Below are 22,010 nucleotides of genomic sequence, written 5' to 3' on the forward strand. Positions count from 1 at the left end.
AAAGTTAAATTATTGCTTTGTTTTAGGATTAAATATTATTGCCATAATATATCCAAAGAAAATTGAAGCTGTTATTCCTGCAGCTCCTCCCTTTATTCCACCAGAAAAAGCACCTATAAGACCTAAGGAGTCTACCTCCTCAATGGTCGCTTTAGCTAAACTATTGCCAAATGAAGGTAATGGAATAATTGCTCCTGCTCCTGCAAAATCTATTAACTTATCATAAAGCCCAAATGCTCCAAGGATTGCACCTAGCGTAACAAATATTACTAATATTCTCCCCGGAGTTAGCTTAGTTGTATCCATCAAAATTTGTCCTACAACACAAATTAATCCACCTATTATGAAAGCTTTAACAAATTCCAATATTATTCACCTCCAATATTATTCACCTCCAGTTTTAATCATTCTCAATGGAAACTGCATGGGCTATTCCGGGTATACTTTCCCCTTGAAGAGATGATGTGGTACTCATTAGGGCCCCTGTTGATACTAACAGAACTCTTTTAATTTCCTTTTTCATTAATCTCTTATAAATATACCCTGTTGAAACCACGGCAGAACATCCGCATCCACTTCCTCCAGCACCGGTATTTTGTTCTTCCTTATTAAAAATTATATCTCCACAGTCAATATAATTACCACTAATATCATACCCATATTCTAGAAGTAATTTCTCTGTAATTTCTTTACCAATTGCCCCCAAATCTCCCGTTGCTATAATGTCATAGTCTTTAGGAGTTCTTCCTGTATCCTTAAAATGCTTGTAAATAGTATCTACTGCTGCTGGTGCCATAGCTGCCCCCATATTATTAGCATCTTTAAATCCATAATCTTTAACCAAACCTGTAGTGACATATCTTATTTCAGGGAAATCTCCACTTTTCCCTAGAACCATAGCCCCCGAACCTGTTACTGTCCATTGAGCAGTTTGACTTCTTTGAGCTCCATATTCTAGTGGAAACCTAAATTGTCTCTCTGCTGAACTAAAATGAGAGGATGTAGATGCTACTACATATTCTGCAAACCCTCCATCTATCATGAGTGCTGCTAAACTTAAAGATTCTGACATAGTAGAACAGGCTCCATACAGTCCAAAGAAAGGAATACTAAACTCCCTAGCTGCAAAGCTTGATGATATTATTTGATTTAATAAATCACCAGAAAACAAGTAATTTATATCAGTTTCCTTAAGTGATGCTCCTCTAATTGCTTCCTTAATAGCAGTAAACATCATATCACTCTCTGCTTTCTCAAAACTATCCTTTCCGCATGTATCATCATTTAATATTTTATCAAAATATTGTTTTAATGGTCCCAGCCCCTCTTTTGGGCCAACTACAGAAAAAGTGGATATTATTTTAGGAGGATTTTTAAGTTCTATAGTCTGAGTCCCTCGTCTTTTTGTAGAATTATCAGTCATAATCTCTCCTCCATCAAAATAAATTAATCAAATAATGTATTATTCCAATAATAACTGATGTACCTATTCCATATACCAATACAGGTCCAGCTATTGTAAACATCTTCGCTGCCACTCCAAAAATAAAGCCTTCCTTTTTGAATTCTATTGCAGGTGCTACAACAGCGTTTGCGAATCCCGTTATAGGAACTACTGTACCCGCTCCACCAAAATTCGCTATCTTATTATAAATACCTACTGCAGTTAATAGAGCTCCTAAAAACACCATTACCACTGTGGTAATTGATGAAATATCTTCTTTAGAATACTCTAATTTCCTCAATACATAAGTAATAACCTGACCTACCTCACATATAGTTCCACCAACTAAAAATGCCATTATACAATTCTTTATAATTTTGGGTTTTGGTTCTATTTCTTTAGTTAATGTTTCAAAACTATCTATTATTTTTTCTTCTTTAACCACTGGCATTCACGCTCCCTATATATAATACTATTTATATTATCTGCAAAAATTTAATTATAACTCACAATATTTCTTTCAACCCTAAAAATGACTTGTCCATCTTTTTGTGCTATTGTATTACCTAGAAAGGTTTTTGTAAAAATATAATTTAGGTGATATATGAAAAAAACTTGTTTTGTTATACTAGCGTTTGTAATTCTTTTACTAAATATTACTCCAACTGTAAAAGCAGCAAATTCATTAAATGACAATAAGATAACATTTAATCAGATTTCTGATAACTTAAAAGAGTTAGATTCTGAGCTAGCTCAAGTTAACAAAGAAATAGAATCCTTAAAAACTCAAGTTAGTTATAATGAAGGAACTATTTCCAATACAGAAGAAGAAATAAAACAAACTGAAGAAAACATTACTTCTCTACAAATCGAAATAGATAAAAGTAAAGCAATATTAAATAAAAGATTACGAGAAATGTATAAATCTGATGCATATAGCGGAATTAATTACTTGGATTTTTTATTTGAATCTGATAGCTTAAATGATTTTTTCTCTAAAATGCAGGCTTGTAATATTTTAATAACCCAAGATAATAAGCTTATAAATGCAATTAAGGACAAGGTTTCTGAATTAGATGAATCGAAGATTTTAATAAATGAAAAAAAAGAGAGGTTAGTTGCATTAAATGAAGCAACTAAAAATAAGCTTAAAGAAGTTCAGGATAAGGAAAGTTCTATAGTAGAAATTAAGAACAAGATGGCAGCTGAGAAAATTTCAATAAGTGCCCTTATTGAAGAAAACGAATTAAATTTGATTAATTATTCTTTATCAGTTGCAAAATCTAGTGATTCAAGTAGCAATGAATTAAACCAAGCAATAAAAAGCTTAGGAGATATTATACCCCAACTTTCAACGCCTTCCGTTATTGCTAAAGCAAATGAAGCAATTATTAAAGGAAAAGAAAATTTAGTCATAATAGGTAATTCCGCTAAGAATAATATTCCTGATGCTGTTGTTCCTGACAATAATATTTCTGGTGATAATTCCTATAAGGAAACCTATAGTATGGAAGCCACTGCATACTATGGAGGATATATTACCAAGCTTGGATTAACTCCAGTTAGGAATCCTGATGGATTAAGTACCGTAGCAGTTGATCCAAATGTAATACCTTTAGGAAGTAAATTGTTTGTAGAAGGTTATGGTTATGCAATTGCTTCAGATACTGGTAGTGCAATAATTGGAAAGAAAATAGATCTTTATATGAATAGCACTGCAGAATGTATCTCCTTTGGAAGAAGGAGCATGACAGTTCATTTAATAGCCTACGAAGGGCAATGGTAGTACAACTTGTAAAACTAAATTAGTTATTAGAAAAGTCTATTTAAATATAGACTTTTCTTTTTTATTTCTCCCCTGATTTTATATATTTTTTTGTTAAATATGATATAATTATGTAATATAATGTTATATTTTAGTTATAGCCGTTAATTATTACATATTACAGGGGGAGATTATATGAAAAGTCTTAAAGGAAAACTAATTGTTATTTTCACAGCAATTTTTGCTGTAATGGTTCTATCTATATGTATTTCCGGTTACGCAAAAGGCAGTGTCTATATGAAAGAAATTTCTAATCATCATATTAACAATAAACTATCTAGCGATATCAATGCGCTTTCAACTTATTCAGAGTTGATTTATGGGAATCTAACAATATCAAATGGAAATTTAGTTGATGAGAATGCTGGTACCATTAAAGGTAATTACACTGCAGTTGATAGAATCTCTAAAGATCTTGGAGATCTTGCAACAATATTTGTAACTGATGGGGATGATTTTATAAGGGTCTCTACTAATATAATGGATGAAAACGGTCTTAGAGCTGAAGGAACTAAACTCGATACTAATTCAGAGGCATACAAGTCTTTATCAAAAGGCGAAAGGTATATTGGTTCTTCTACTATTTTTAACGTGGATTATGAAACAGTATATGAAAACATTTTAGATTCTAAAGGTGATGTTATAGGCGCATATTTTATTGGAATTCCAACTACTACTGCAAACGAAATAATAACTATATCTTTAAATAGCTTAAGAAATCTATTTATAGTTTTATCTTTAGTATTTTTTATAGTTAATGAAATTGTTATTACACTTGTAGCCGGTGGATTGACTAAGACTTTAATTGCTATAAAAGATTTCTTTAAGAAGATTGAAAATCTTGATGTTTCAGAGGATGTTCCTAAAGAATTACTTAAGGCAAAAAATGAATTTGGAGATATAATTCGTGGTGCTGATAAAGTTGTACGAAATTTAAGAAGTTTCATGGAAAATGCTAATAATTTAGTTTCCAATGTTACAGCTTATTCCAAAGATTTAATTCAAAATATGGAACAGGTTAATTATACTGCAGGAGAAATATCTAATGCTGTTGTCCAAATTGCAGAAGGTGCAAGTAAACAAGCTAGCGATACCGAAGGTGGTGCCCATAAGGTTTCTGACTTAGGAGAAGGTATGGATCATAATAAATCTAATATGAATAATTTAAACGTTGCTATAAATAATGTTGAAAAGTATAAATCTGAAGGTATGAAGATGTTATCTTCCCTTGAATCTCAAAATATTGAAAGTACTAAGGCTGTAAATGAAATTCATGATGTTATTTTAAATACTAATAACAAAGCTACTGAAATCCAACAGTCAAGTATAATGATTAAAGATATAGCAGAACAAACTAACCTTCTTGCTTTAAATGCTGCAATTGAGGCTGCTAGAGCTGGTGAAGAAGGAAAGGGTTTTGCAGTAGTTGCTGAGGAAATCAGAAAACTTGCTGAAGAATCTACTAGATTTACTGAAGAAATAGAAGAAACAATTACTGAGTTAACTTCTAGAACTCAAATAGCTGTAGAAACTATGAATAAAATGTCAGACATAATGTCAAGTCAAACAAAAAGTGTCTATGGCACCTCAGATAAATTTAAGGGAATATCAGATAGTGTAGAACAAACACTATCAATCGTAACTGATCTAAATAAAACAAGTACTGTTATGGAAAAACAAAAGAACTCCATGATAGAAATAATGGAGGGTTTATCAGCTATCGCCGAAGAAAATGCAGCCTCTACTGAAGAAGTCTCCGCATCTGTTGAGGAACAAACTGCCTCTATATCAGAGTTTAATAATTCTGTATCAAAAATGGCTGATTTAGCTGAAAATTTAAAAATTAATATTAATAAATTTAAATATTAAAATCAAAAAATTAAGAAGCCTGAAATAAGTACCATATCTTATTTCAGGCTTCTTAATTTTCTATTTAATTATTCTCTACTCCGTAAGCTTTTCTCTCATTGAAAATAAAACCTTCTTTTCAATTCTAGATACCTGCACTTGGCTTATACCTAGCATTTTAGCTACCTGCACTTGAGTTTTATCCTTAAAATACCTAAGCATTATAATTTGTCTAGACTTGTCATCCAGACTTCTCAATGCTTCCTTCAAAGCTATCTTATCAATCATGTCAGTATCATCAGCACTCGTCTCACTTAATTTGTCTATTAGCAGTACTGGTGCTCCATCATCTTGATGGATAGTGTCATGTAAATATTGTAGACTTGAAGCTGATTCAACTGCAAATACTATATCTTCCTTTGCAATCTCACAAAACTCAGATAACTCCTCTATAGTTGGATCCCTATCAAGCCTTCTTGTTAGTTCCTCTTTATCAAAATAAATCTTACGTGCGAGACTTTTTGTATTTCTACTTACTTTAATCATACCATCATCTCTTAGAAATCTTTTTATTTCTCCGATAATCATAGGAACAGCATATGTTGAAAACTTTACTTTAAAGGTTGGATCAAAGTTCTTGATTGCTTTAACAAGGCCTATACAGCCAAGTTGAAAAATATCCTCATATTCGTATCCTCTATTTAAAAATTTCTTACTCAATGAAGATACTAGGGGAAGGTTCATTTCTATTAATCTATTCATTGCAGCTTCGTTACCCTCTTTTGCTAAAGGAAGTAACCGGACGTTATCATCATAATTGAATTCCTCTCTTTTAAAATTCCCTTTTTCCATATTTTTTCACCTAACTCACTGAATTAAATTTCTTCTTTAATATTATCCGTGTACCTTCTCCCTCTGCGCTTGTAATTTCAATACTATCCATAAATGTTTCCATAACAGTAAACCCCATCCCTGACCTTTCTAAATCAGGTCTAGAAGTATATAAAGGCTCCCTGGCCTTATCTACATCTTTTATACCTTTTCCAAGATCACTAATTATTATTGTAATTTCATTTTGAAGCAACTCTGCTTCAATGAAAACTATTCCTTCATTTTTTCCCTCATAGCCATGAATAATTGAATTCGTAACTGCTTCTGACACTGCTGTCTTAACATCAGTTAATTCGTCTAATGTTGGATCAAGCTGAGAAGCAAAAGCTGCAATAGCGACTCTAGCAAAACCTTCATTTTGAGATTTACCTTCAAATTCAATCTTTATTTTATTATCATACATGTAAAACCCCTCCACTAAATGCACTTTAATGCTTCTGCCACATCCTTATAGTTATCTATTATTTTAAACAAACCTGCTAATTCAAAGACCCTATTTACGCCTTTATTAGCATTAGTTACACATAAGACTCCCCCTTTTAATGTCATCTTTTTGTATCTTCCCACTACTACCCCAATGCCTGAGCTATCCATAAAAGTTACTTCATTAAAATTGATAATCAACTTATTTATATTATCTCTCTCTATTCTATCGTCGATTTTAACCCGTACCTCCTCAGCACTATGATGATCTAATTCTCCAGATAGAATTGCAATTAACTTATCTTCTTTTTTCTCAAATTGTAGATACATATTATGTTACTCTAAGAATCACCCCTTGAGAGTAATTCACCTCCTCTCTATGCTCTTTTTCCATATTTTAACACAAATAAATATATATAGTCAATACTTTATCAAATATTTTACATTTATTAGGATTAGACAAAAATTTAAAGCGAAGCATTTTAGAATATTTAATCGCTTCGCTTTAACTTTAACCTAATTTAACTTTAGTTTTATATTTTAATATCTCATTATTAATTATCTGGTAGAAACTATCCATATTTGTTTTTTCATCTAACATCATAATCTCAATAGCATCTTCAAGGGTGTCCATAGTATAAATGTGAAATTCCCCTTTACTAATAGCCTCTTCAACTTCTTTCTTTAATATAATTTCCTCCTTATTTAAGAAAGGAATTAGCACACCTTTATTTTTATCATTATTCATTAATTTACAAGTCTTATAAAATCCTTCAATCTTCTCACTAACTCCACCTATAGGCTGAACTTCTCCAAATTGATTTATGGAACCAGTTACTGCAATATTTTGATTAATTCCTTTTTTGCTTAATGATGACAATATACACAATATTTCTGCAACTGAGGCACTATCTCCATCTATTATCCCATAGGTTTGTTCAAAACTCAGATGAAAATCTACAGGTAATTTTTCATATTGAGATATAATATTGCTTAGTAAACCAGAAATTATATTTATAGACTTTTCATGTATATTACCCGATAAATTACTTTCTTTTTGAATGTCAATAATTTTACCATCACCCTTACATACAACGCAAGTAACTCTCAAAGGCCTTCCAAAACTATAATATCCTGAACTTAATACAGCTAATCCATTTATACTACCAATTATTTTCCCTTCTAAATTTAATAACATCTTCTTATTTTTGTACATTTCCATTATCTGATCTTCAATTAATTCTTCTTCATATGCACTTTTTCTTATATCTATCGCTCCAATAATGCCTCGCCCTGGAAATTCAATTTCACTATTAGACAATACCAATAATTTATCGATTTCCTTAACATCTATACTTATTTTTCTCTTACTTCCTGCAATTCTACATAAATACTTTATTATTTCTTTAATGGCCTCTGGATCAATTTTATTTATCTTATATTTTTTAGCTCTATTTTTAATATAACTTGTTAAAATACTTACATTGATTTCATTAAATTCTACTATATCTAAAAATTCAGCACGAAGAGGGAATAGTTTTTTGAAATCTTCATCACTATCATAAAGAATATCGTAACTTTCATAGTCTCCTATAATAACTACTTTTACATTTACTGGTATAGCTTTAGGTTTTAGTCCATTTATTGATAACATGTCTAGATAACTTCTTGATGAATAAATACTCACCTTTCCATTCATTAAAGTCTTCTTCAAATAATAATAACTATATCCATTCATAATTAACTGACTTAACCGTAATATAATACATCCTTCATTAGCTAATAATAACGATCCTGGTGAAATTAACGAAATATCACTTGTATACACGCCATTATGGTTTTCGTACTCCACATTTCCAAATAAATTAACTATATTTGGATCATCCTCATATATTACCCTAGGTTTTTGATAATCACTATTATCAACTAAAACAGTAACATTAAACTTTTCTAGAAAGTTATTTATTAGAGCTTCATCCTCGTCGATATTAATGCTGTAGCAATTAACAAGTCCATTCTCAATATTAGAGAATAATTTTTCTAAATACTCATACGCTTCATCTTCAGTAATAAAATTCAATAAAATATCTTCTTTCTGCACTTCAAGTTCAACATCTAAATATTCTATATAGATTTCTTTTAATTTTTTTATAGATTTAAGTTCAATGTTTTTTAGTTTCTCAAGAACTACCTCTGCCTTCTTTTTAAGCTTTGCAGCTTTTTCAACAATTGAATCTTTTGAATCCTTTGGTAATTCATCATACTCCTTCTCAGTCATAGATTCACCTTCCTTAATAGGAATAAAAGCAAATCCTCCAGTTGTAGCTTTAACATCAAATCCTTCTAATTTTGAAAGTTCTACTAATTCGCCAATATAACCACTTCTCTTATTGTGAATTTCATCAATTATGATGTCTTTTTCAGATTCTGAAGAACTATTATAAAATTCTGTAGCAGCATCATAATAGCAATTTTTGATATTTTCTACTGCTTCTTTAAGTTCCTTCCCCTTACCATTAGTTAAAAATATCGGCTCTGGTTTTTTTGGATCTTCCATGTTAACATAGCAAATATCTTTTGGAGCTTCACAATCTTTATAAATATCCTCAATGAATTCAGTTAAATTCTGTAGTTTATCCTTAGAAAAAGTGTCTATTAAATATAAATTGTAGCCTTCCTCTTCAATACTTAAGGCTCTCTTTATTTTTTTGTATCCTAATGATACTTGTGGAATATTTTTAAGTTCTATCTCTTCTGATTTTTCATTCAAATCAACATTAAATAGTATTTCACTTGGAGTTAACTCTCTTTTCATTTAATTATTACCCACTTTAAAAACTGTATTTTAGCAGTCTTACTCAAGTAGTTCCCTCCTTTTTTCTAATCTCCTATATAAGTATTCTTTGGAGACTGTTTTAGATAACACTTTCGTTAAATTTTAATTAATTTGTAGCATAAAAAAAGATCAATTTTTAAACTTAATTAAAAATTGATCTTCTTTATTTAAAACAATTATTTTATTTTACCCATTAACTCCTCAACATCCTTATCGCCTCTACCAGAAAGATTTACTATAATATAATCATCTTTCTTAAAATTCTTAGCATATTCCATAACATATGATATTGCATGAGAACTTTCTATAGCTGGTATAATTCCTTCAAGTCTTGATAACATCTTAAAAGCATTTAAAGCTTCCTCATCTGTACATGAGACGTATTTAGCCCTGCCTTCCTTACAAAGATATGCATGTTCTGGTCCTACTCCTGGATAATCCAAGCCCGCTGAAATAGAATAAACCTCCTTAGGCTCTCCCTTTTCATTTATTATGCACATAGTTTTCATACCATGTACAATAGCGACTTCCCCTTTAGTCATTGTAGCTGCATGCATATCTGTATCCAATCCCTTACCAGCTGCTTCTACCCCAATTAGTTCAACGTCTTTATCATCAATGAATTCTGCAAAAGCTCCTATGGCATTACTACCTCCACCAATACAAGCTACTACAGCCTTTGGTAGTTTACCTTCACACGCAAGCCCCTGTCGTCTAGCTTCAATACTAATTATCCTTTGAAATTCCTTAACTATAGCTGGATACGGATGTGGTCCAACAGCTGATCCTAATACATAGAAGGAATTATCTATATCCTTAACCCATTCCCCTATAGCAAGGTCTACTGCCTCTTTTAAAGTCCTTGTGCCGCTAGTTGCTGACACTACCTCAGCTCCAAGAAGCTCCATTTTAAATACATTTAAGGCTTGTCTTCTCATGTCTTCTTCACCCATATATATTATACATTCCATTCCCATTAAAGCTGCTACAGTAGCAGTTGCAACTCCATGTTGTCCCGCACCAGTCTCTGCGATAACTTTCTTTTTACCCATTCTCTTTGCAAGTAGCATTTGTCCTAAGACGTTATTTATTTTATGAGCTCCTGTATGATTTAAGTCTTCTCTCTTTAAGTAGATCTTACATCCTCCTACATAATCTGTTAATCTTTCTGCAAAATATAGTGGATTTTCTCTACCTACATACTGTTTTAAATAATAATTATACTCTTCAACAAAACAAGGCTCATCCTTATACTTTAAAAAAACTTCCTCTAATTTGTTTAATGCTTCTATAGCTGCTGGCGGTACAAATTGTCCTCCGAATTCTCCATAAAACTTTTCCATAAATAATTCCTCCTATCTATTTTTTTGTACAAAAAAAGAGCCTATCTCTTTGGGACGATAAACTCGTGGTGCCACCCATATTTTGAAATAACAAATACTTTATAAGTTATCTCTCTTAATTAAAATACAGAAGATATTCTTCGATATTCTACCAAAGTAACGCTTGGACACGGCTAAACTAATCTCTATCAAATAGATTTCATCTCGCATCTACTAAAGCCCATTCCTTAAAATTTCCTGTTCCGTACCTTCCACTAACCGACGGCTCGCTTTTACATTCAATAATAAGTACTATCTCTAGTCACAGATTTTCTACTATTTGTTATTATTATATTTATTTTGAAAAAATTTGTCAATGATTTTCACATAATCTTTAAAAAAGTTTTAATTGTTCTATTCTATCTTCTTTGAATGAAGATATACTTACCCCGATAAGTCTTACCTCCTCATCCAAATCTTCACTTTCAAGTAATTCGGTACTGACCTTAAATATTTCTTCAAAAGTTCCTATATAATTATTTAAGGTTTTACTTCGTGTATGACTTTCAAAGTTTGCTGTCTTATACTTTAATGTAACTGTTTTGCCTAAAATATCCTTAGTTCTCAAAATAGCACTTATGTCCCTAGAAAACTCACTAATGTAGATAAGAAGTTCCTCCTTATCTATAGTATCTAACTTTAAAGTTCGTTCCTTTCCAACAGATTTTCTTTCCCTAAATGTTTCAACTTGCCTATTATCAATACCACGTATTCTATCATAAACTTCCAGGCCTAACTTACCCATAAATTCGTAAAAAAAGCCTTTTGGTTGTTCATACAAGTCCTTTACAATAAATATGCCCATATTATTTAATCTCTCTACAGATTTTTTACCAATTCCAAAAATCTTAGATATAGATAATGGTAATAATATATCCGGTATCATTTCACTTGTAATAACCATCATTCCATTAGGCTTATTCCATTCTGAGGATAGTTTTGCTAAAAATTTATTATAGGATACCCCAATAGATAATGTTAATCCTAATTCTTTTCTAACCCTATTCTTTATATATAAGCCAGCCTCTTCTCCAGTTTTAAATCTACTATTAGTAATATCTAAAAACGCTTCATCTATAGAGAGCGGCTCAATAATATCTGTAACCTCTTTAAATATTTTGAATATTTCATTTGATATTTCAGTATATCTCCAATATCTACCAGGCAAGAATACTCCCATAGGACAAATAGATCTTGCCATAAAAATTGGCATAGCTGAATGGACACCATATTTCCTTGCCTCATAGGAGCAGGTTGAAACAACACCTCTTTCTCCTACCCCTCCTACAATGACTGGTTTTCCTATTAAGTTTGGATTATCTCTTTCCTCAACAGATGCAAAAAAAGCATCCATATCAACATGTATTATTATTTTTTCCATATTTCATACTTTTCTAAGCTAATCTCTCTTCAAATACCCCTTGGTTTTTACTTATTATTGAGGAGTATACTCCCTCTGATAAAAGCTCATTAATATACCTCTCTTCTTTAATATTTCTACTAGCCTCTACTAATACAATTCCTATAAATACTCTAAAGCTCTTATCCATATAGAACTCGTACTCTCCTTCTTCTTTGCAAAGATAGTTAATTACTTCATCAACTTTTTTTATATATTCTTTTGGCTTGTCATATCCTACAACCATTCCTAGTAATGATAAGAACTGATGTCCTATTTTAACATCCTCTTCTTCAAACTCTATTAATAATTTTTCTACTTCATATGAAGCTTTCTTATTTTTGTTTAATAACACAGCCATAGTTAAACTTTGAATACTATTTTTCGAAAGATTTTCAATTTCCGAATAATCCCTAAATAAATTATCCATATGTTCTATAATTCTTTCCTTCTTAATTCCATTTATGGAAAGAAGTGCACACTCTAGATAATCCTCATCATTTGTAACATTCCTATACTTAGATTTTATTATTTCATAAATATCCTTCATCATAACCATATTTGAAAATAATTCTTTTTCTTTACTATGTTTAACTAATGTATAACAGGTTAAAACCAAATATTTGCTTTCTTTAAATCCAATTTCTAAAAGGTCATTATATGAACTTAATATTTTTGAAATAAACCCCTTAACATCATCCTCTAAAGCAATTAGAAATGAAACCACATATAAAATATCCCCTCTAAATGACGACATCCTTGAGGTTTTTTCTTTTATTGAACTTCTAATTAATTTAACCTGTCCACAAGGAACCTCCCGTTTAGCTCCAGCGTATATTAATGCCGCAAGATGATTAATATAATCTCCGTCATATCTTAATTCTTCTCTAACTTTTCTATAATTTTTTATTGTTAAATCACATATTTTTTTTGTTGTTATTTCCATACTTAATTCCTCTTTTCTTAAACAGTTAATTTATAACTGTCTATATTTATATTATACTATATATTTATCACACATTCATTAATCTCTTTTAATTCCCTACCTAAATTTTATATTTTTTCTTTGTCAAATTGGTGTCAATTATAGTTTTTAAAAATTCTTTTAAATGTTTTCATATGTTATAAAACCTTAAACTATGGTATAATACACTTTGATAAGATATCGTACAATTAGTTATTATATGTATAATTTATTCAAAGAAGGAGAATTATTATGGGATTTAAAGATAAGTTTAATAAGTATTTTCAAGATTCATATTATCAAAAGTATGGAGATAGAATAGCAAGCACTTCAGGAACAGTAGTTTCCGTTAAATATCACGAAAAAAACTATATTTTATTTCACACTTTAGTTGTAGACATGGTTCTTAAACCTGATGCTGGAAAAGGAATTGTTAAGGCGAAATACAAAAAAAAGAAGTTCTTTAAAAAGGTACCCTTTATTGCAGTAAGCATGGGTCATAAAATAATGCTTATGGGCTTAAAGGGAATTAAGGGGAATAAGGATGCTGATATCCTTCAAATACAAAATATACTTAATTTAACTACCAAGAAAGATTTAGTTCCAATTGATCATTCCCTACTTAAAAAATCTAGACAACAAGCATCCGGCAGACCAAGACATTAAAAAAATACCCCTTAGATTTAAAAATCTAAGGGGTATTTTTTTAATATCTTGATTTAATAAAAAGATATATACTATTAATCATAGCAATAATCCCTGAGAAAAATAAAACTATTAACCATTCTTTTAACCTAAGTGGTACTGTATCAAATACACCTTGTAGGAAAGGAATATAAAGAATACTACAAAGCATTATTACTGATATAGTAACAGCTCCCACTAGATATATATTTGTAAATATCTTTATTTCAAAAATAGAATGCCTCTCTGATCTACATTCAAATACATGGAACAATTGTGACATTACTAAGGTTGCTAGAGCTATAGTCCTACATGTGCTTAAATCCATACGGAAATATCTACCTAACATGAATGCAAGCAATGTGCATATCCCTATAAGACATCCTCTAACCATTATTTTTTCACTTAACCCTCTTGCAAATATACTCTCTTTCTTTGATCTTGGAGGTTGCCTCATTATATCCTTATTAGGAGGGTCTACTCCTAAGGCTATTGCTGGCAATCCATCTGTTGCTAAGTTAACAAATAATATTTGAATTGGTGTTAAAGGATTAGGTAATATAAATAGAGATGCTAAAAACATAGTTAAAACCTCGCCTAAATTACAAGATAATAAATACCTTATAAATTTTCTTATATTATCATAAATTACCCTTCCCTCTTCTACTGCTGCTACAATAGTTGCAAAATTGTCATCCATTAATATCATAGATGATGCTTCTTTTGTTACATCAGTTCCTGATATTCCCATAGATATTCCTATATCTGCTTCTTTAATGGCAGGTGCATCATTTACTCCATCACCTGTCATTGCAACTATATTATTATTATTTTTAAAAGCTCTTACTATTCTTAACTTATGATCTGGGGAAACCCTTGCAAAAACCCTAATTGAATTTACCTTTACATTTAATTCCTTATCACTTAATTTTTCTAATTCATCCCCTGTTAAAACCTGATCATCCTTATTACATATGTTTAAAGACTTAGCTATGGCAAGGGCTGTATTTTTATGATCACCAGTAATCATAACAGGTTTTATTCCTGCAATTTTACATTTAAGAACAGCATCTCTTGCCTCTTCCCTAGGTGGATCTATACTTCCTGCAACTCCGATAAATATTAACCCATTTTCTAATTTTTCATTTTTGTATAATCCTTCTTCCTTATAAGCAGCACCTATACACCTCAATGCTCTTGATGACATTGCTTCAACAAAGGCAGCTACCCTCTTTTTCTTTTGGAATGTTAATGGCTTAATTTTATTATCTTCTAATATAAATGAACATTTTTCTATTAATCTTTCAGGTGCACCCTTCACGTAACAAGTTTCTCTGCCATTCTCATTAATAATTACTGACATCATTTTTCTAGTTGAATCAAAGGGTATGTCATAAACTCTCTTTGCTTTTTCCACAAATGTCTTAAGCCCTGAAACTTCTTTATAAAACATTTTAACTAATGCTGTCTCTGTTGGATCTCCATGTAGGGACTTGTCTATATTTTTTTGCTTAAAATCAAAATTACAATCATTACAATATATAAAAACCTTTTTTAAATAATTAGAATCAGTTAGTTTTTCACGGTCTAACTCATATATTCTTCCATCTATATAAACTTCCTTTACTGTCATTTTATTTTGAGTTAAGGTTCCTGTCTTGTCAGAACAAATTACTGATGTACAGCCTAAAGTTTCAACTGCAGGAAGCCTTCTTATAAGAGCATTTCTCTTAAGCATTCTTGATACTCCAAGAGCTAAGGCAACTGTTACAATGGCTGCTAAGCCTTCAGGAATTGCCGCAACAGCCAAGCTTACTCCAAGCAAAAACATTTCTCGAACATCATTACCTCTGATAATTCCTAATCCTGTTACAACTCCACAAATAATCAGACAAATTACAACTAAAATTTTCCCTAAAGATTCTAACCTTTCCTTAAGAGGAGACTTTTCCTCCTTAATATTATCCAGAAGATTTGCTATTTTACCCATTTCTGTATTCATTCCAATTCCAGTTACTTTAAATAAACCTCTACCCTTTAGGATTGTAGTTCCCATGAATACATTTGATAATTCCTTTGATGAGTCCTTATTAACTCCTACAGATTCCCCTGTTAGAAGAGATTCATCTATCATTATTGCTGAAGCTTCTATAAGCACTCCATCTGCAGGTATCCTATCCCCTGCTTCTAAAATTGCCATATCTCCCATTGTTAAATAAAGTGAATTTAAAACTTTTACTCCACCATCTCTAAAAACCTTACAGGTAGGAGCTGCTAAATTCTTTAGCGCCTCAAGGGATTTCTCAGTCTTAAATTCTTGCAAAAAACCTAATATTGCATTAACAATAACTATGATAATAATAGTTATTGCATCTGCGGTATCCCCCATTATGCCTGAAACTACTGTAGCACCTAATAAAACCCAAACCATAAAATCATTAAACTGAGATATAAATATTAAAATTGGTGAAATCTTCTTTTTATGCTGAAATTCATTTAATCCAAATTCTTTCATTCTCTTTTCAGCTTCTCTTGTAGATAATCCTGGAATTACCGTCTTTTCCTGTATCACTTTTTTTCCTCCTAAACAACACTATATATATATATATGTTTCTTCTTAAATAAGTTAGAACATAAGAAAGAGTTGCATATTCAATTTTAATAATAATGTTACTAAAATAATTCCACTTCTTTACTTTTTTATGTTTTACGCTTAAAATATAAGATGTGAATTCATTATAAAAAGGAGGAACAACATTGAAAAACCTAGTTTACGTAACCGGACATAAAAACCCAGACTCTGATTCAATTTGCGCAGCTTATGGTTATGCTGAGTTTAAAAATAAAATTGGTGATTATCCTGCAATTGCAGTAAGACTTGGAAATGTTAATAAAGAAACTCAATTTATTCTAGATAGATTTAAAGCAGAAGCACCTATATACTTAGAAACTGTTAAACTTAAAGTTTGCGACTTAGATATAGATAATATTAGTCCTATATCACCTGAACTTTCCTTAAAGAAAGCTTGGAGCATAATGAAAAATAAAAATATTAAGTCTCTTCCTGTTGCAGATTCTAATAATCAATTAATAGGTATTTTATCAATTTCAAACCTGACATCATCTTATATGGATATTGGGGATAATTTAATTCTTGACAAAAGCAATACAACTATAGAAAATATCCTTAATACATTATCTGCTAAGGAAATATATTTAGATGCAAATAACACAAAATTCCCTGGTAAATTATCAGTAGCTGCAATGAAACCTGAAAGTCTTAAAGGAATAATTACTCAGGGGGATATAGCTATTGTTGGAGATAGACCTGATGTTCAAGAAGCTTTAATTAATATAAAAGTTTCATTAATGATATTAACAGGGTCCCATTCCTTATCTGACATATTATTAGAATCCGCTAAAAAAGCAGGGGTTAATATAATAACTACTCCTCATGATTCCTTTACAGCTTCACGATTAATAATTCAAAGTATCCCCGTTGGCTATGTAATGGCTAAAGGAAACTTAATTTCTTTTTCAGAGGATGAATTAGTAGAAGACATAAAGGATACTATGATTGAAACTAGATATAGAAGTTATCCTGTAACTAACTCTGAAGGTAAGGTTCTTGGAACTATTTCTAGATATCATTTAATATCTAATTTTAAAAAGAAAGTTATTCAAGTTGACCATAATGAAAGAGGTCAATCTGTAGATGGATTAGATCAAGCAGAAGTTATTGAAATTATAGACCATCATAGAGTTGCAGATATTCAAACAAACAATCCAATATACTTTAGAAATGAACCTCTTGGAAGTACATCTACTATAGTTGGTAAATGTTTCTTTGAAAATAGTATAATACCATCAAAAAAGGCTGCTGGATTATTATGCGGTGCTATTATCTCTGATACTCTTTTATTTAGAAGCCCAACTTGTACAGATCAAGATAGAAACATATGTAAAAAGCTTGCTGAAATAGCTGGAATAAATAACCTAAAAGAGTTTGCTAAAGAAATGTTTAAGGCTGGCACTTCTCTTCAAGGTAGTACAATAGAAGAAATTTTCAATCAAGATTTCAAACCTTTTACAATCGGTAAAATTAAAATTGGAATCGCACAAGTTAACACTATGGACATAGAGGGTTTCATGCCTTTAAAGAATGAAATGCTCGCCTATATGAACAAAAAATCTGACGAGGGTGGATTTAGCCTGGTTATGCTTCTTCTTACTGATATACTAAATGAAGGATCTCAGATTTTAGTTGCAGGTAAATTACCAGCACTAGTAGAAAAAACCTTCAACATTGCCTTGGAAGATTCAACTGCGTTTTTACCTGGAGTTTTATCAAGGAAAAAACAAGTTGTTCCACCTTTAACTAATGTAATAACAAATATGTAGCTACGCTACGCTTGCAAATTGAAAGTTGACACCCTTGGGCAGCCCTTTCAGGGAATTGAAAGTTGAGAGTGGACACCCAAGGGTGCCCCTTACGGGGAGTTGAAAGTTATGGATAAAGATCCAAGAAGAAAGCAAAAATCTTTGATTTTTGCTTTCTCCTTGGATCTTTTGAAATTTATTTTATTCAAAAGAATTCCGAAGGAATTCAACTTTCAACTCTCCATTCTCCATTCTCCATTCTCCATTCTCAACTTTCAACTATTTAATATAAAAAAGCTACTAGTAAAATATTTTTTACCAGTAGCTTTTTATATATTAAATAAGAGACTATCTTCTCATATTATTAACCATCCCCCACATTTCATCTGCAGTAGTAACTCCCTTTGCACACAATTGAAAAGCTCTTTGAGTTACTATCATATCAGTGAATTCTGTAGTTATATCTACGTTTGATCCTTCTAATAATCCTTGATGAATTATAACATTTGCAGTTCTTTCAACATTAGATCCTGCCGTTGGTACAAATAGATTATCTCCTATGGAAGCAAATGAACTATCTCCTAAAGCAGAATATACGGGTATTTCTCCAACCTTATTAACAGCTCCATTTTCTTTTATATAAACACTTCCGTCACTATCAACTAATAAGTTATCAGTTGTAAAATTACAATTTTCTTCTGATCTTCCCTCAACATATTCTATCTCTAATTTATTACCTCTACCATCCACAACTTTAGCTAATCTATCAATTTTAAAAGCTCCATCCCTTGTGTAAACTTCGCTTCCATCTGCTTGTGTAACTTTAAAATAGCCTTGTCCCTCAATAGCTAAATCTGTTGTTACTCCACTTTCAGTAAAACTTCCTTGAGTGTTATCCCTAAAAGCATCACTTGTCCTTACCCCTGTTCCCATGGAGATGTCTTCATTCAAAGTTGGGATTCCTTGTCTATTAAGAGATTGATTTAATAAATCTTGAAATCCAACATCTACTCTTTTGTATCCTACAGTAGTAGAGTTAGCTAAATTATTTCCTATAGTATCTAATTTTGTTTGTTGTGCATTCAATCCTGATTTACTTGTACTTAATGTTGTAAACACTATCTATTCCCCCTCCCTATTATACTTTGCCAACTTCGTTTGCAGCTTTACCTAAACTCTCATCTAACATAGTCACAAACTTTTGAGCTGATTCAAAATTTCTCATTACAGTCATCATATCTACCATTTCATTTGTAATGTTAACATTAGATGTTTCTAAAAATCCTTGACTAACCCTTGCATCTCCTGCATATGTAGGATTTTCTCCAGTGTAATAATTATCTCCAGTCTTTCCTAAAGTAGCATAGTCTGCAAAATCTGCAATAGCTATTTTATGAGTTGCAGTACCGTTAACATAAACATTGTTATATTTATCTACTGTAAAATCACCAGAAGCAACAGTAATTGGCTCCAAGGCTCCAGTGGCTTTATTTGTTCCTAATAATAAATCTCCTGAATTATTAGCTAAATTCCCTTGATTATTAACTCTAAATTGCCCATCTCTTGTATAGAATGTTTGATCTCCACTTTTAACTGCGAAAAAGCCTTTACCTTCTATTGCTAAGTCCCCTACTTTTCCAGTTTCTTTTAAAGTACCTTGAGTAAAATTAGTATTTACAGCATCGATTGCAACACCAAGACTTATTGTACCTAATTCTTGTTTTTGATTTACTCCATTTGTAACCTTATCCATATTCTGAAGCAATACATCATTAAAACTTTTTGTTACAAGATTTTGACTCTTATATCCTGTTGTATTAGCATTAGCCATATTATTTGTAACCGTATTTTGTTTATTTTCCATAGTTATCATACCTGAAACTGCTGTATAAAGACTTCTAATCATTTTTCCTCATCCTTTCCAAATAGCACTTTGCATTCACCGTCATAATGCATTCCCAAAGCTCTTGCCTTTTCTTCTATATTATAGTCTGAGATAGTACTCTCATATTTATAGCTAAACATGAATATAACTCCTAGAATTAATCCTATACCTATACCTAACAATATTTTCCTATCACTTAAGAAATCTATTACATTCTTTATTTTTTGAATAATCCTTTTACTAATAGTACTTCCCCCTTGCCTATGGATAGTTTCTCACAAATTTCATTTTCAGTGAAACCCATATCTAGAAGTTCTTTTATTTGCTCAGACTTTCCTTTTTTACTAATATTATTAATAACATCTTCTTCTTTTACGTCTACTATAGACTCTATCTTGTTATCTATTTTTAGATTCAAATTGTCTTCTTCCTGAAGAGGATTTCTATCAATCCTATTAGTTTTCAGTTCTAATATTTCCTGTTGAAGTTCAGTCAAACTTTCTGCCATATCTTTTCGTATGCCTCCAAGTTTCACTTCGAAATCAGTTATATCTCTCTTTTTATATTTTAGCACATTTGAAAAGGTATTTTCATCTTTTTTTATTGCTTTATAATTAAAAAATATTAACAAAGCTCCCATTATAATTAATATTATTGGCATATTTACCTCTCTTCTACATGTAATTCATTTTCTTCATTTTTTCTCTAAGATTCCTTATTGCTCTACTGTGAAGTTGACATACCCTAGATTCCGATACAGTTAATACAGTACCAATTTCTTTAAGGGTAAGTCCTTCATAATAATATAAATTTAAAACAATTTTATCTTTTTCCTTCAATGATTCTATAGCCTTTGCAAGAGTTTCCGTTTCCTCTTCCTTCTCATAACTTTGCTCTGGACTAGGGCTATTTTTATCTTCTATTATTCCCATAACAGTTATATCTTCACCATCTGAGAAAATAACATTCTCTAAGGAGATTACCGAAATGTAATTTATATAATTTTCTATCTCAGAAACATCACTAATAGATAACTCCATAGATTTAGCTATTTCCTCAATATCAGGTTCTCTAAGATGTTCTTTTTGAAAAGCTTCAATTGCCTCATTATATCTATTTAATTTATCCATTCCACCCTTAGATATAGGTCTACATTTCCTAATCTCATCAATAATTGTACCCTTTATTCTTATTGATGCATAAGATGAAAATTTCATTCCCTTTGTTTTATCAAATTTTGAAATAGCATCCATTAGACCTATCATTCCATAACTAACTAAATCTTCATATTCCATATACTTGTTTTTCCCAAGACTTACACGTGATGCAATATATTTTACTAAAGGTATATATTTTACTACAATCTGTTCTTTTCCTTCTAAAACATCTAATGTGACCATCAGCTCATCTCCTCTACAAAAGTTCACGCTGCTTTCTCATTACTGAAAACACCTTTTGAACTATCTTATCCCTTTTTCTCTCATCTATTTCTTTAAATTCAATGCCACAAACATATTCTCCATCTTCAGATTTATCACATCTTATTGTTTTTCCTAGAATCTCATAGACATCATTTCCACAAGATATCTTAATAATAATTTTTCCGCTTAGTTTTATTTTTTCTTTTAACTTTATCTTTAAGCCACCCCCGCTTAAATCTAAAAGCAATCCAGGCTTCCACTCACATTTTTTATTGTCATCTATTTTATATACAGTAGGTTCAGTGAAACTTACTCTAACGAAATCTCTTCTTTGTATTTTTATTGCTTTAATTGGTCTTGAAATTTTATACATAGGCATATTCTTTTCAGTTAGTCTTGAAATTACCTTTGCTGCAAACTCATAATAAAATCCATCATCAGAAAAATAATCAACTAATATGTCATCTCCTGAGTTAAGTGTTAAATATACTCCATCCTCTACAGGCATATTAATTATGAATTCTTCTTCATTAACATCCTGTACGGTGCTTTTATAATACTTATCCTCATACAAAACCAAAAGATTCCCATTTATGTTTATTTTTAAATTTTCCATTTCCCCGTTTCC

The 22,010-nt window shown here is 30.9% G+C and carries 21 protein-coding genes; 4 read left to right on the forward strand and 17 right to left on the reverse strand.

What is annotated here, in order from left to right:
- Positions 1 to 9: 9 nt before the first annotated feature.
- From spoVAE to spoVAC, 3 genes are read right to left on the reverse strand one after another with little or no spacing between them, the layout of a single operon-like run.
- Positions 10 to 366 (reverse strand): stage V sporulation protein AE, encoded by a 357-nt coding sequence (spoVAE, locus tag CLVI_RS02985; RefSeq protein ID WP_106058627.1) that lies wholly within the window; start codon positions 364 to 366, stop codon positions 10 to 12.
- Between the two features lie 34 nt (positions 367 to 400).
- A complete protein-coding gene (gene spoVAD / locus CLVI_RS02990) occupies positions 401 to 1,423 on the reverse strand; it encodes a stage V sporulation protein AD (protein ID WP_106058628.1) in 1,023 nt (340 codons plus the stop codon).
- Positions 1,424 to 1,436: 13 nt separating this feature from the next.
- Positions 1,437 to 1,895, reverse strand: coding sequence for a stage V sporulation protein AC (gene spoVAC / locus CLVI_RS02995; RefSeq protein ID WP_106058629.1), 459 nt, complete (start codon positions 1,893 to 1,895; stop codon positions 1,437 to 1,439).
- Between the two features lie 153 nt (positions 1,896 to 2,048).
- Here spoVAC and CLVI_RS03000 point away from each other — a divergent pair, with 153 nt between their 5' ends.
- Both CLVI_RS03000 and CLVI_RS03005 read left to right on the forward strand, forming a co-directional pair.
- A complete protein-coding gene (locus CLVI_RS03000) occupies positions 2,049 to 3,230 on the forward strand; it encodes a 3D domain-containing protein (RefSeq protein WP_242980534.1) in 1,182 nt (393 codons plus the stop codon).
- 174 nt (positions 3,231 to 3,404) lie between these two features.
- Entirely contained in the window at positions 3,405 to 5,138 is a 1,734-nt protein-coding gene (locus CLVI_RS03005) for a methyl-accepting chemotaxis protein (RefSeq protein WP_106058630.1), read from the forward strand.
- Positions 5,139 to 5,213: 75 nt separating this feature from the next.
- Here CLVI_RS03005 and sigF read toward each other — a convergent pair whose 3' ends face one another.
- The 7 genes from sigF to CLVI_RS03040 all read right to left on the reverse strand — a co-directional run bounded on the left by sigF (position 5,214) and on the right by CLVI_RS03040 (position 12,994).
- Positions 5,214 to 5,969 carry an RNA polymerase sporulation sigma factor SigF gene (gene sigF, locus CLVI_RS03010; RefSeq protein WP_106058631.1) on the reverse strand — a complete coding sequence of 252 codons (756 nt, stop codon included), beginning with the start codon at positions 5,967 to 5,969 and terminating at the stop codon, positions 5,214 to 5,216.
- A gap of 10 nt (positions 5,970 to 5,979) precedes the next feature.
- Positions 5,980 to 6,411, reverse strand: a complete 432-nt coding sequence (gene spoIIAB, locus CLVI_RS03015; protein ID WP_106058632.1) for an anti-sigma F factor — start codon at positions 6,409 to 6,411, stop codon at positions 5,980 to 5,982.
- A gap of 14 nt (positions 6,412 to 6,425) precedes the next feature.
- Positions 6,426 to 6,761 (reverse strand): anti-sigma F factor antagonist, encoded by a 336-nt coding sequence (gene spoIIAA / locus CLVI_RS03020; RefSeq protein WP_106058633.1) that lies wholly within the window; start codon positions 6,759 to 6,761, stop codon positions 6,426 to 6,428.
- 181 nt (positions 6,762 to 6,942) lie between these two features.
- Positions 6,943 to 9,246 (reverse strand): AAA family ATPase, encoded by a 2,304-nt coding sequence (locus CLVI_RS03025; RefSeq protein WP_106058634.1) that lies wholly within the window; start codon positions 9,244 to 9,246, stop codon positions 6,943 to 6,945.
- 197 nt (positions 9,247 to 9,443) lie between these two features.
- On the reverse strand, positions 9,444 to 10,610 hold the full coding sequence (gene trpB / locus CLVI_RS03030; RefSeq protein WP_106058635.1) for a tryptophan synthase subunit beta: 1,167 nt from the start codon (positions 10,608 to 10,610) through the stop codon (positions 9,444 to 9,446).
- Positions 10,611 to 10,983: 373 nt separating this feature from the next.
- Entirely contained in the window at positions 10,984 to 12,030 is a 1,047-nt protein-coding gene (locus tag CLVI_RS03035) for a DNA polymerase IV (protein WP_106058636.1), read from the reverse strand.
- A 13-nt stretch (positions 12,031 to 12,043) separates the two neighbouring features.
- Positions 12,044 to 12,994, reverse strand: coding sequence for a DUF4003 family protein (locus tag CLVI_RS03040; protein WP_106058637.1), 951 nt, complete (start codon positions 12,992 to 12,994; stop codon positions 12,044 to 12,046).
- 270 nt (positions 12,995 to 13,264) lie between these two features.
- On the opposite strand from CLVI_RS03040, the gene CLVI_RS03045 reads away from it, so the two are divergent.
- A complete protein-coding gene (locus CLVI_RS03045) occupies positions 13,265 to 13,678 on the forward strand; it encodes a hypothetical protein (protein ID WP_106058638.1) in 414 nt (137 codons plus the stop codon).
- A 40-nt stretch (positions 13,679 to 13,718) separates the two neighbouring features.
- On the opposite strand, the gene CLVI_RS03050 is transcribed toward CLVI_RS03045, so the two are convergent.
- Entirely contained in the window at positions 13,719 to 16,268 is a 2,550-nt protein-coding gene (locus CLVI_RS03050; protein ID WP_106058639.1) for a calcium-translocating P-type ATPase, PMCA-type, read from the reverse strand.
- Positions 16,269 to 16,453: 185 nt separating this feature from the next.
- Here CLVI_RS03050 and CLVI_RS03055 point away from each other — a divergent pair, with 185 nt between their 5' ends.
- Positions 16,454 to 18,097, forward strand: coding sequence for a putative manganese-dependent inorganic diphosphatase (locus CLVI_RS03055; protein WP_106058640.1), 1,644 nt, complete (start codon positions 16,454 to 16,456; stop codon positions 18,095 to 18,097).
- Between the two features lie 327 nt (positions 18,098 to 18,424).
- Here the strand turns inward: CLVI_RS03055 and CLVI_RS03060 are convergent, their stop codons facing one another.
- From CLVI_RS03060 to CLVI_RS03085, 6 genes are all read right to left on the reverse strand, one after another.
- Positions 18,425 to 19,195, reverse strand: coding sequence for a flagellar hook-basal body complex protein (locus CLVI_RS03060; protein ID WP_106058641.1), 771 nt, complete (start codon positions 19,193 to 19,195; stop codon positions 18,425 to 18,427).
- 19 nt (positions 19,196 to 19,214) lie between these two features.
- On the reverse strand, positions 19,215 to 19,982 hold the full coding sequence (locus tag CLVI_RS03065; RefSeq protein ID WP_106058642.1) for a flagellar hook-basal body complex protein: 768 nt from the start codon (positions 19,980 to 19,982) through the stop codon (positions 19,215 to 19,217).
- Complete coding sequence (locus CLVI_RS17955) at positions 19,979 to 20,101, reverse strand: hypothetical protein (RefSeq protein ID WP_278320494.1); 123 nt, start codon at positions 20,099 to 20,101, stop codon at positions 19,979 to 19,981. The genes CLVI_RS03065 and CLVI_RS17955 overlap by 4 nt, the downstream gene beginning before the upstream one ends.
- 77 nt (positions 20,102 to 20,178) lie before the next feature.
- On the reverse strand, positions 20,179 to 20,622 hold the full coding sequence (locus tag CLVI_RS03075) for a DUF6115 domain-containing protein (RefSeq protein WP_106058644.1): 444 nt from the start codon (positions 20,620 to 20,622) through the stop codon (positions 20,179 to 20,181).
- A gap of 13 nt (positions 20,623 to 20,635) precedes the next feature.
- Positions 20,636 to 21,361 (reverse strand): FliA/WhiG family RNA polymerase sigma factor, encoded by a 726-nt coding sequence (locus tag CLVI_RS03080; protein WP_106058645.1) that lies wholly within the window; start codon positions 21,359 to 21,361, stop codon positions 20,636 to 20,638.
- 13 nt (positions 21,362 to 21,374) lie between these two features.
- A complete protein-coding gene (locus CLVI_RS03085; RefSeq protein WP_106058646.1) occupies positions 21,375 to 21,998 on the reverse strand; it encodes a flagellar brake protein in 624 nt (207 codons plus the stop codon).
- Positions 21,999 to 22,010: the final 12 nt, after the last annotated feature.

Source organism: Clostridium vincentii (genome assembly GCF_002995745.1).
Lineage (GTDB): Bacteria > Bacillota > Clostridia > Clostridiales > Clostridiaceae > Clostridium > Clostridium vincentii.

Excerpts from the sequence above, each read along its gene's own strand:
- spoVAD (WP_106058628.1), bottom strand. The coding sequence starts at position 1,423 with ATGACTGATAATTCTACAAAAAGACGAGGGACTCAGACTATAGAACTT.
- spoVAC (WP_106058629.1), bottom strand. The coding sequence starts at position 1,895 with ATGCCAGTGGTTAAAGAAGAAAAAATAATAGATAGTTTTGAAACATTA.
- CLVI_RS03000 (WP_242980534.1), top strand. The coding sequence starts at position 2,049 with ATGAAAAAAACTTGTTTTGTTATACTAGCGTTTGTAATTCTTTTACTA.
- CLVI_RS03005 (WP_106058630.1), top strand. The coding sequence starts at position 3,405 with ATGAAAAGTCTTAAAGGAAAACTAATTGTTATTTTCACAGCAATTTTT.
- sigF (WP_106058631.1), bottom strand. The coding sequence starts at position 5,969 with ATGGAAAAAGGGAATTTTAAAAGAGAGGAATTCAATTATGATGATAAC.
- spoIIAB (WP_106058632.1), bottom strand. The coding sequence starts at position 6,411 with ATGTATGATAATAAAATAAAGATTGAATTTGAAGGTAAATCTCAAAAT.
- spoIIAA (WP_106058633.1), bottom strand. The coding sequence starts at position 6,761 with ATGTATCTACAATTTGAGAAAAAAGAAGATAAGTTAATTGCAATTCTA.
- CLVI_RS03025 (WP_106058634.1), bottom strand. The coding sequence starts at position 9,246 with ATGAAAAGAGAGTTAACTCCAAGTGAAATACTATTTAATGTTGATTTG.
- trpB (WP_106058635.1), bottom strand. The coding sequence starts at position 10,610 with ATGGAAAAGTTTTATGGAGAATTCGGAGGACAATTTGTACCGCCAGCA.
- CLVI_RS03035 (WP_106058636.1), bottom strand. The coding sequence starts at position 12,030 with ATGGAAAAAATAATAATACATGTTGATATGGATGCTTTTTTTGCATCT.
- CLVI_RS03040 (WP_106058637.1), bottom strand. The coding sequence starts at position 12,994 with ATGGAAATAACAACAAAAAAAATATGTGATTTAACAATAAAAAATTAT.
- CLVI_RS03045 (WP_106058638.1), top strand. The coding sequence starts at position 13,265 with ATGGGATTTAAAGATAAGTTTAATAAGTATTTTCAAGATTCATATTAT.
- CLVI_RS03065 (WP_106058642.1), bottom strand. The coding sequence starts at position 19,982 with ATGATTAGAAGTCTTTATACAGCAGTTTCAGGTATGATAACTATGGAA.
- CLVI_RS17955 (WP_278320494.1), bottom strand. The coding sequence starts at position 20,101 with ATGTTTAGCTATAAATATGAGAGTACTATCTCAGACTATAATATAGAA.
- CLVI_RS03075 (WP_106058644.1), bottom strand. The coding sequence starts at position 20,622 with ATGCCAATAATATTAATTATAATGGGAGCTTTGTTAATATTTTTTAAT.
- CLVI_RS03080 (WP_106058645.1), bottom strand. The coding sequence starts at position 21,361 with ATGGTCACATTAGATGTTTTAGAAGGAAAAGAACAGATTGTAGTAAAA.
- CLVI_RS03085 (WP_106058646.1), bottom strand. The coding sequence starts at position 21,998 with ATGGAAAATTTAAAAATAAACATAAATGGGAATCTTTTGGTTTTGTAT.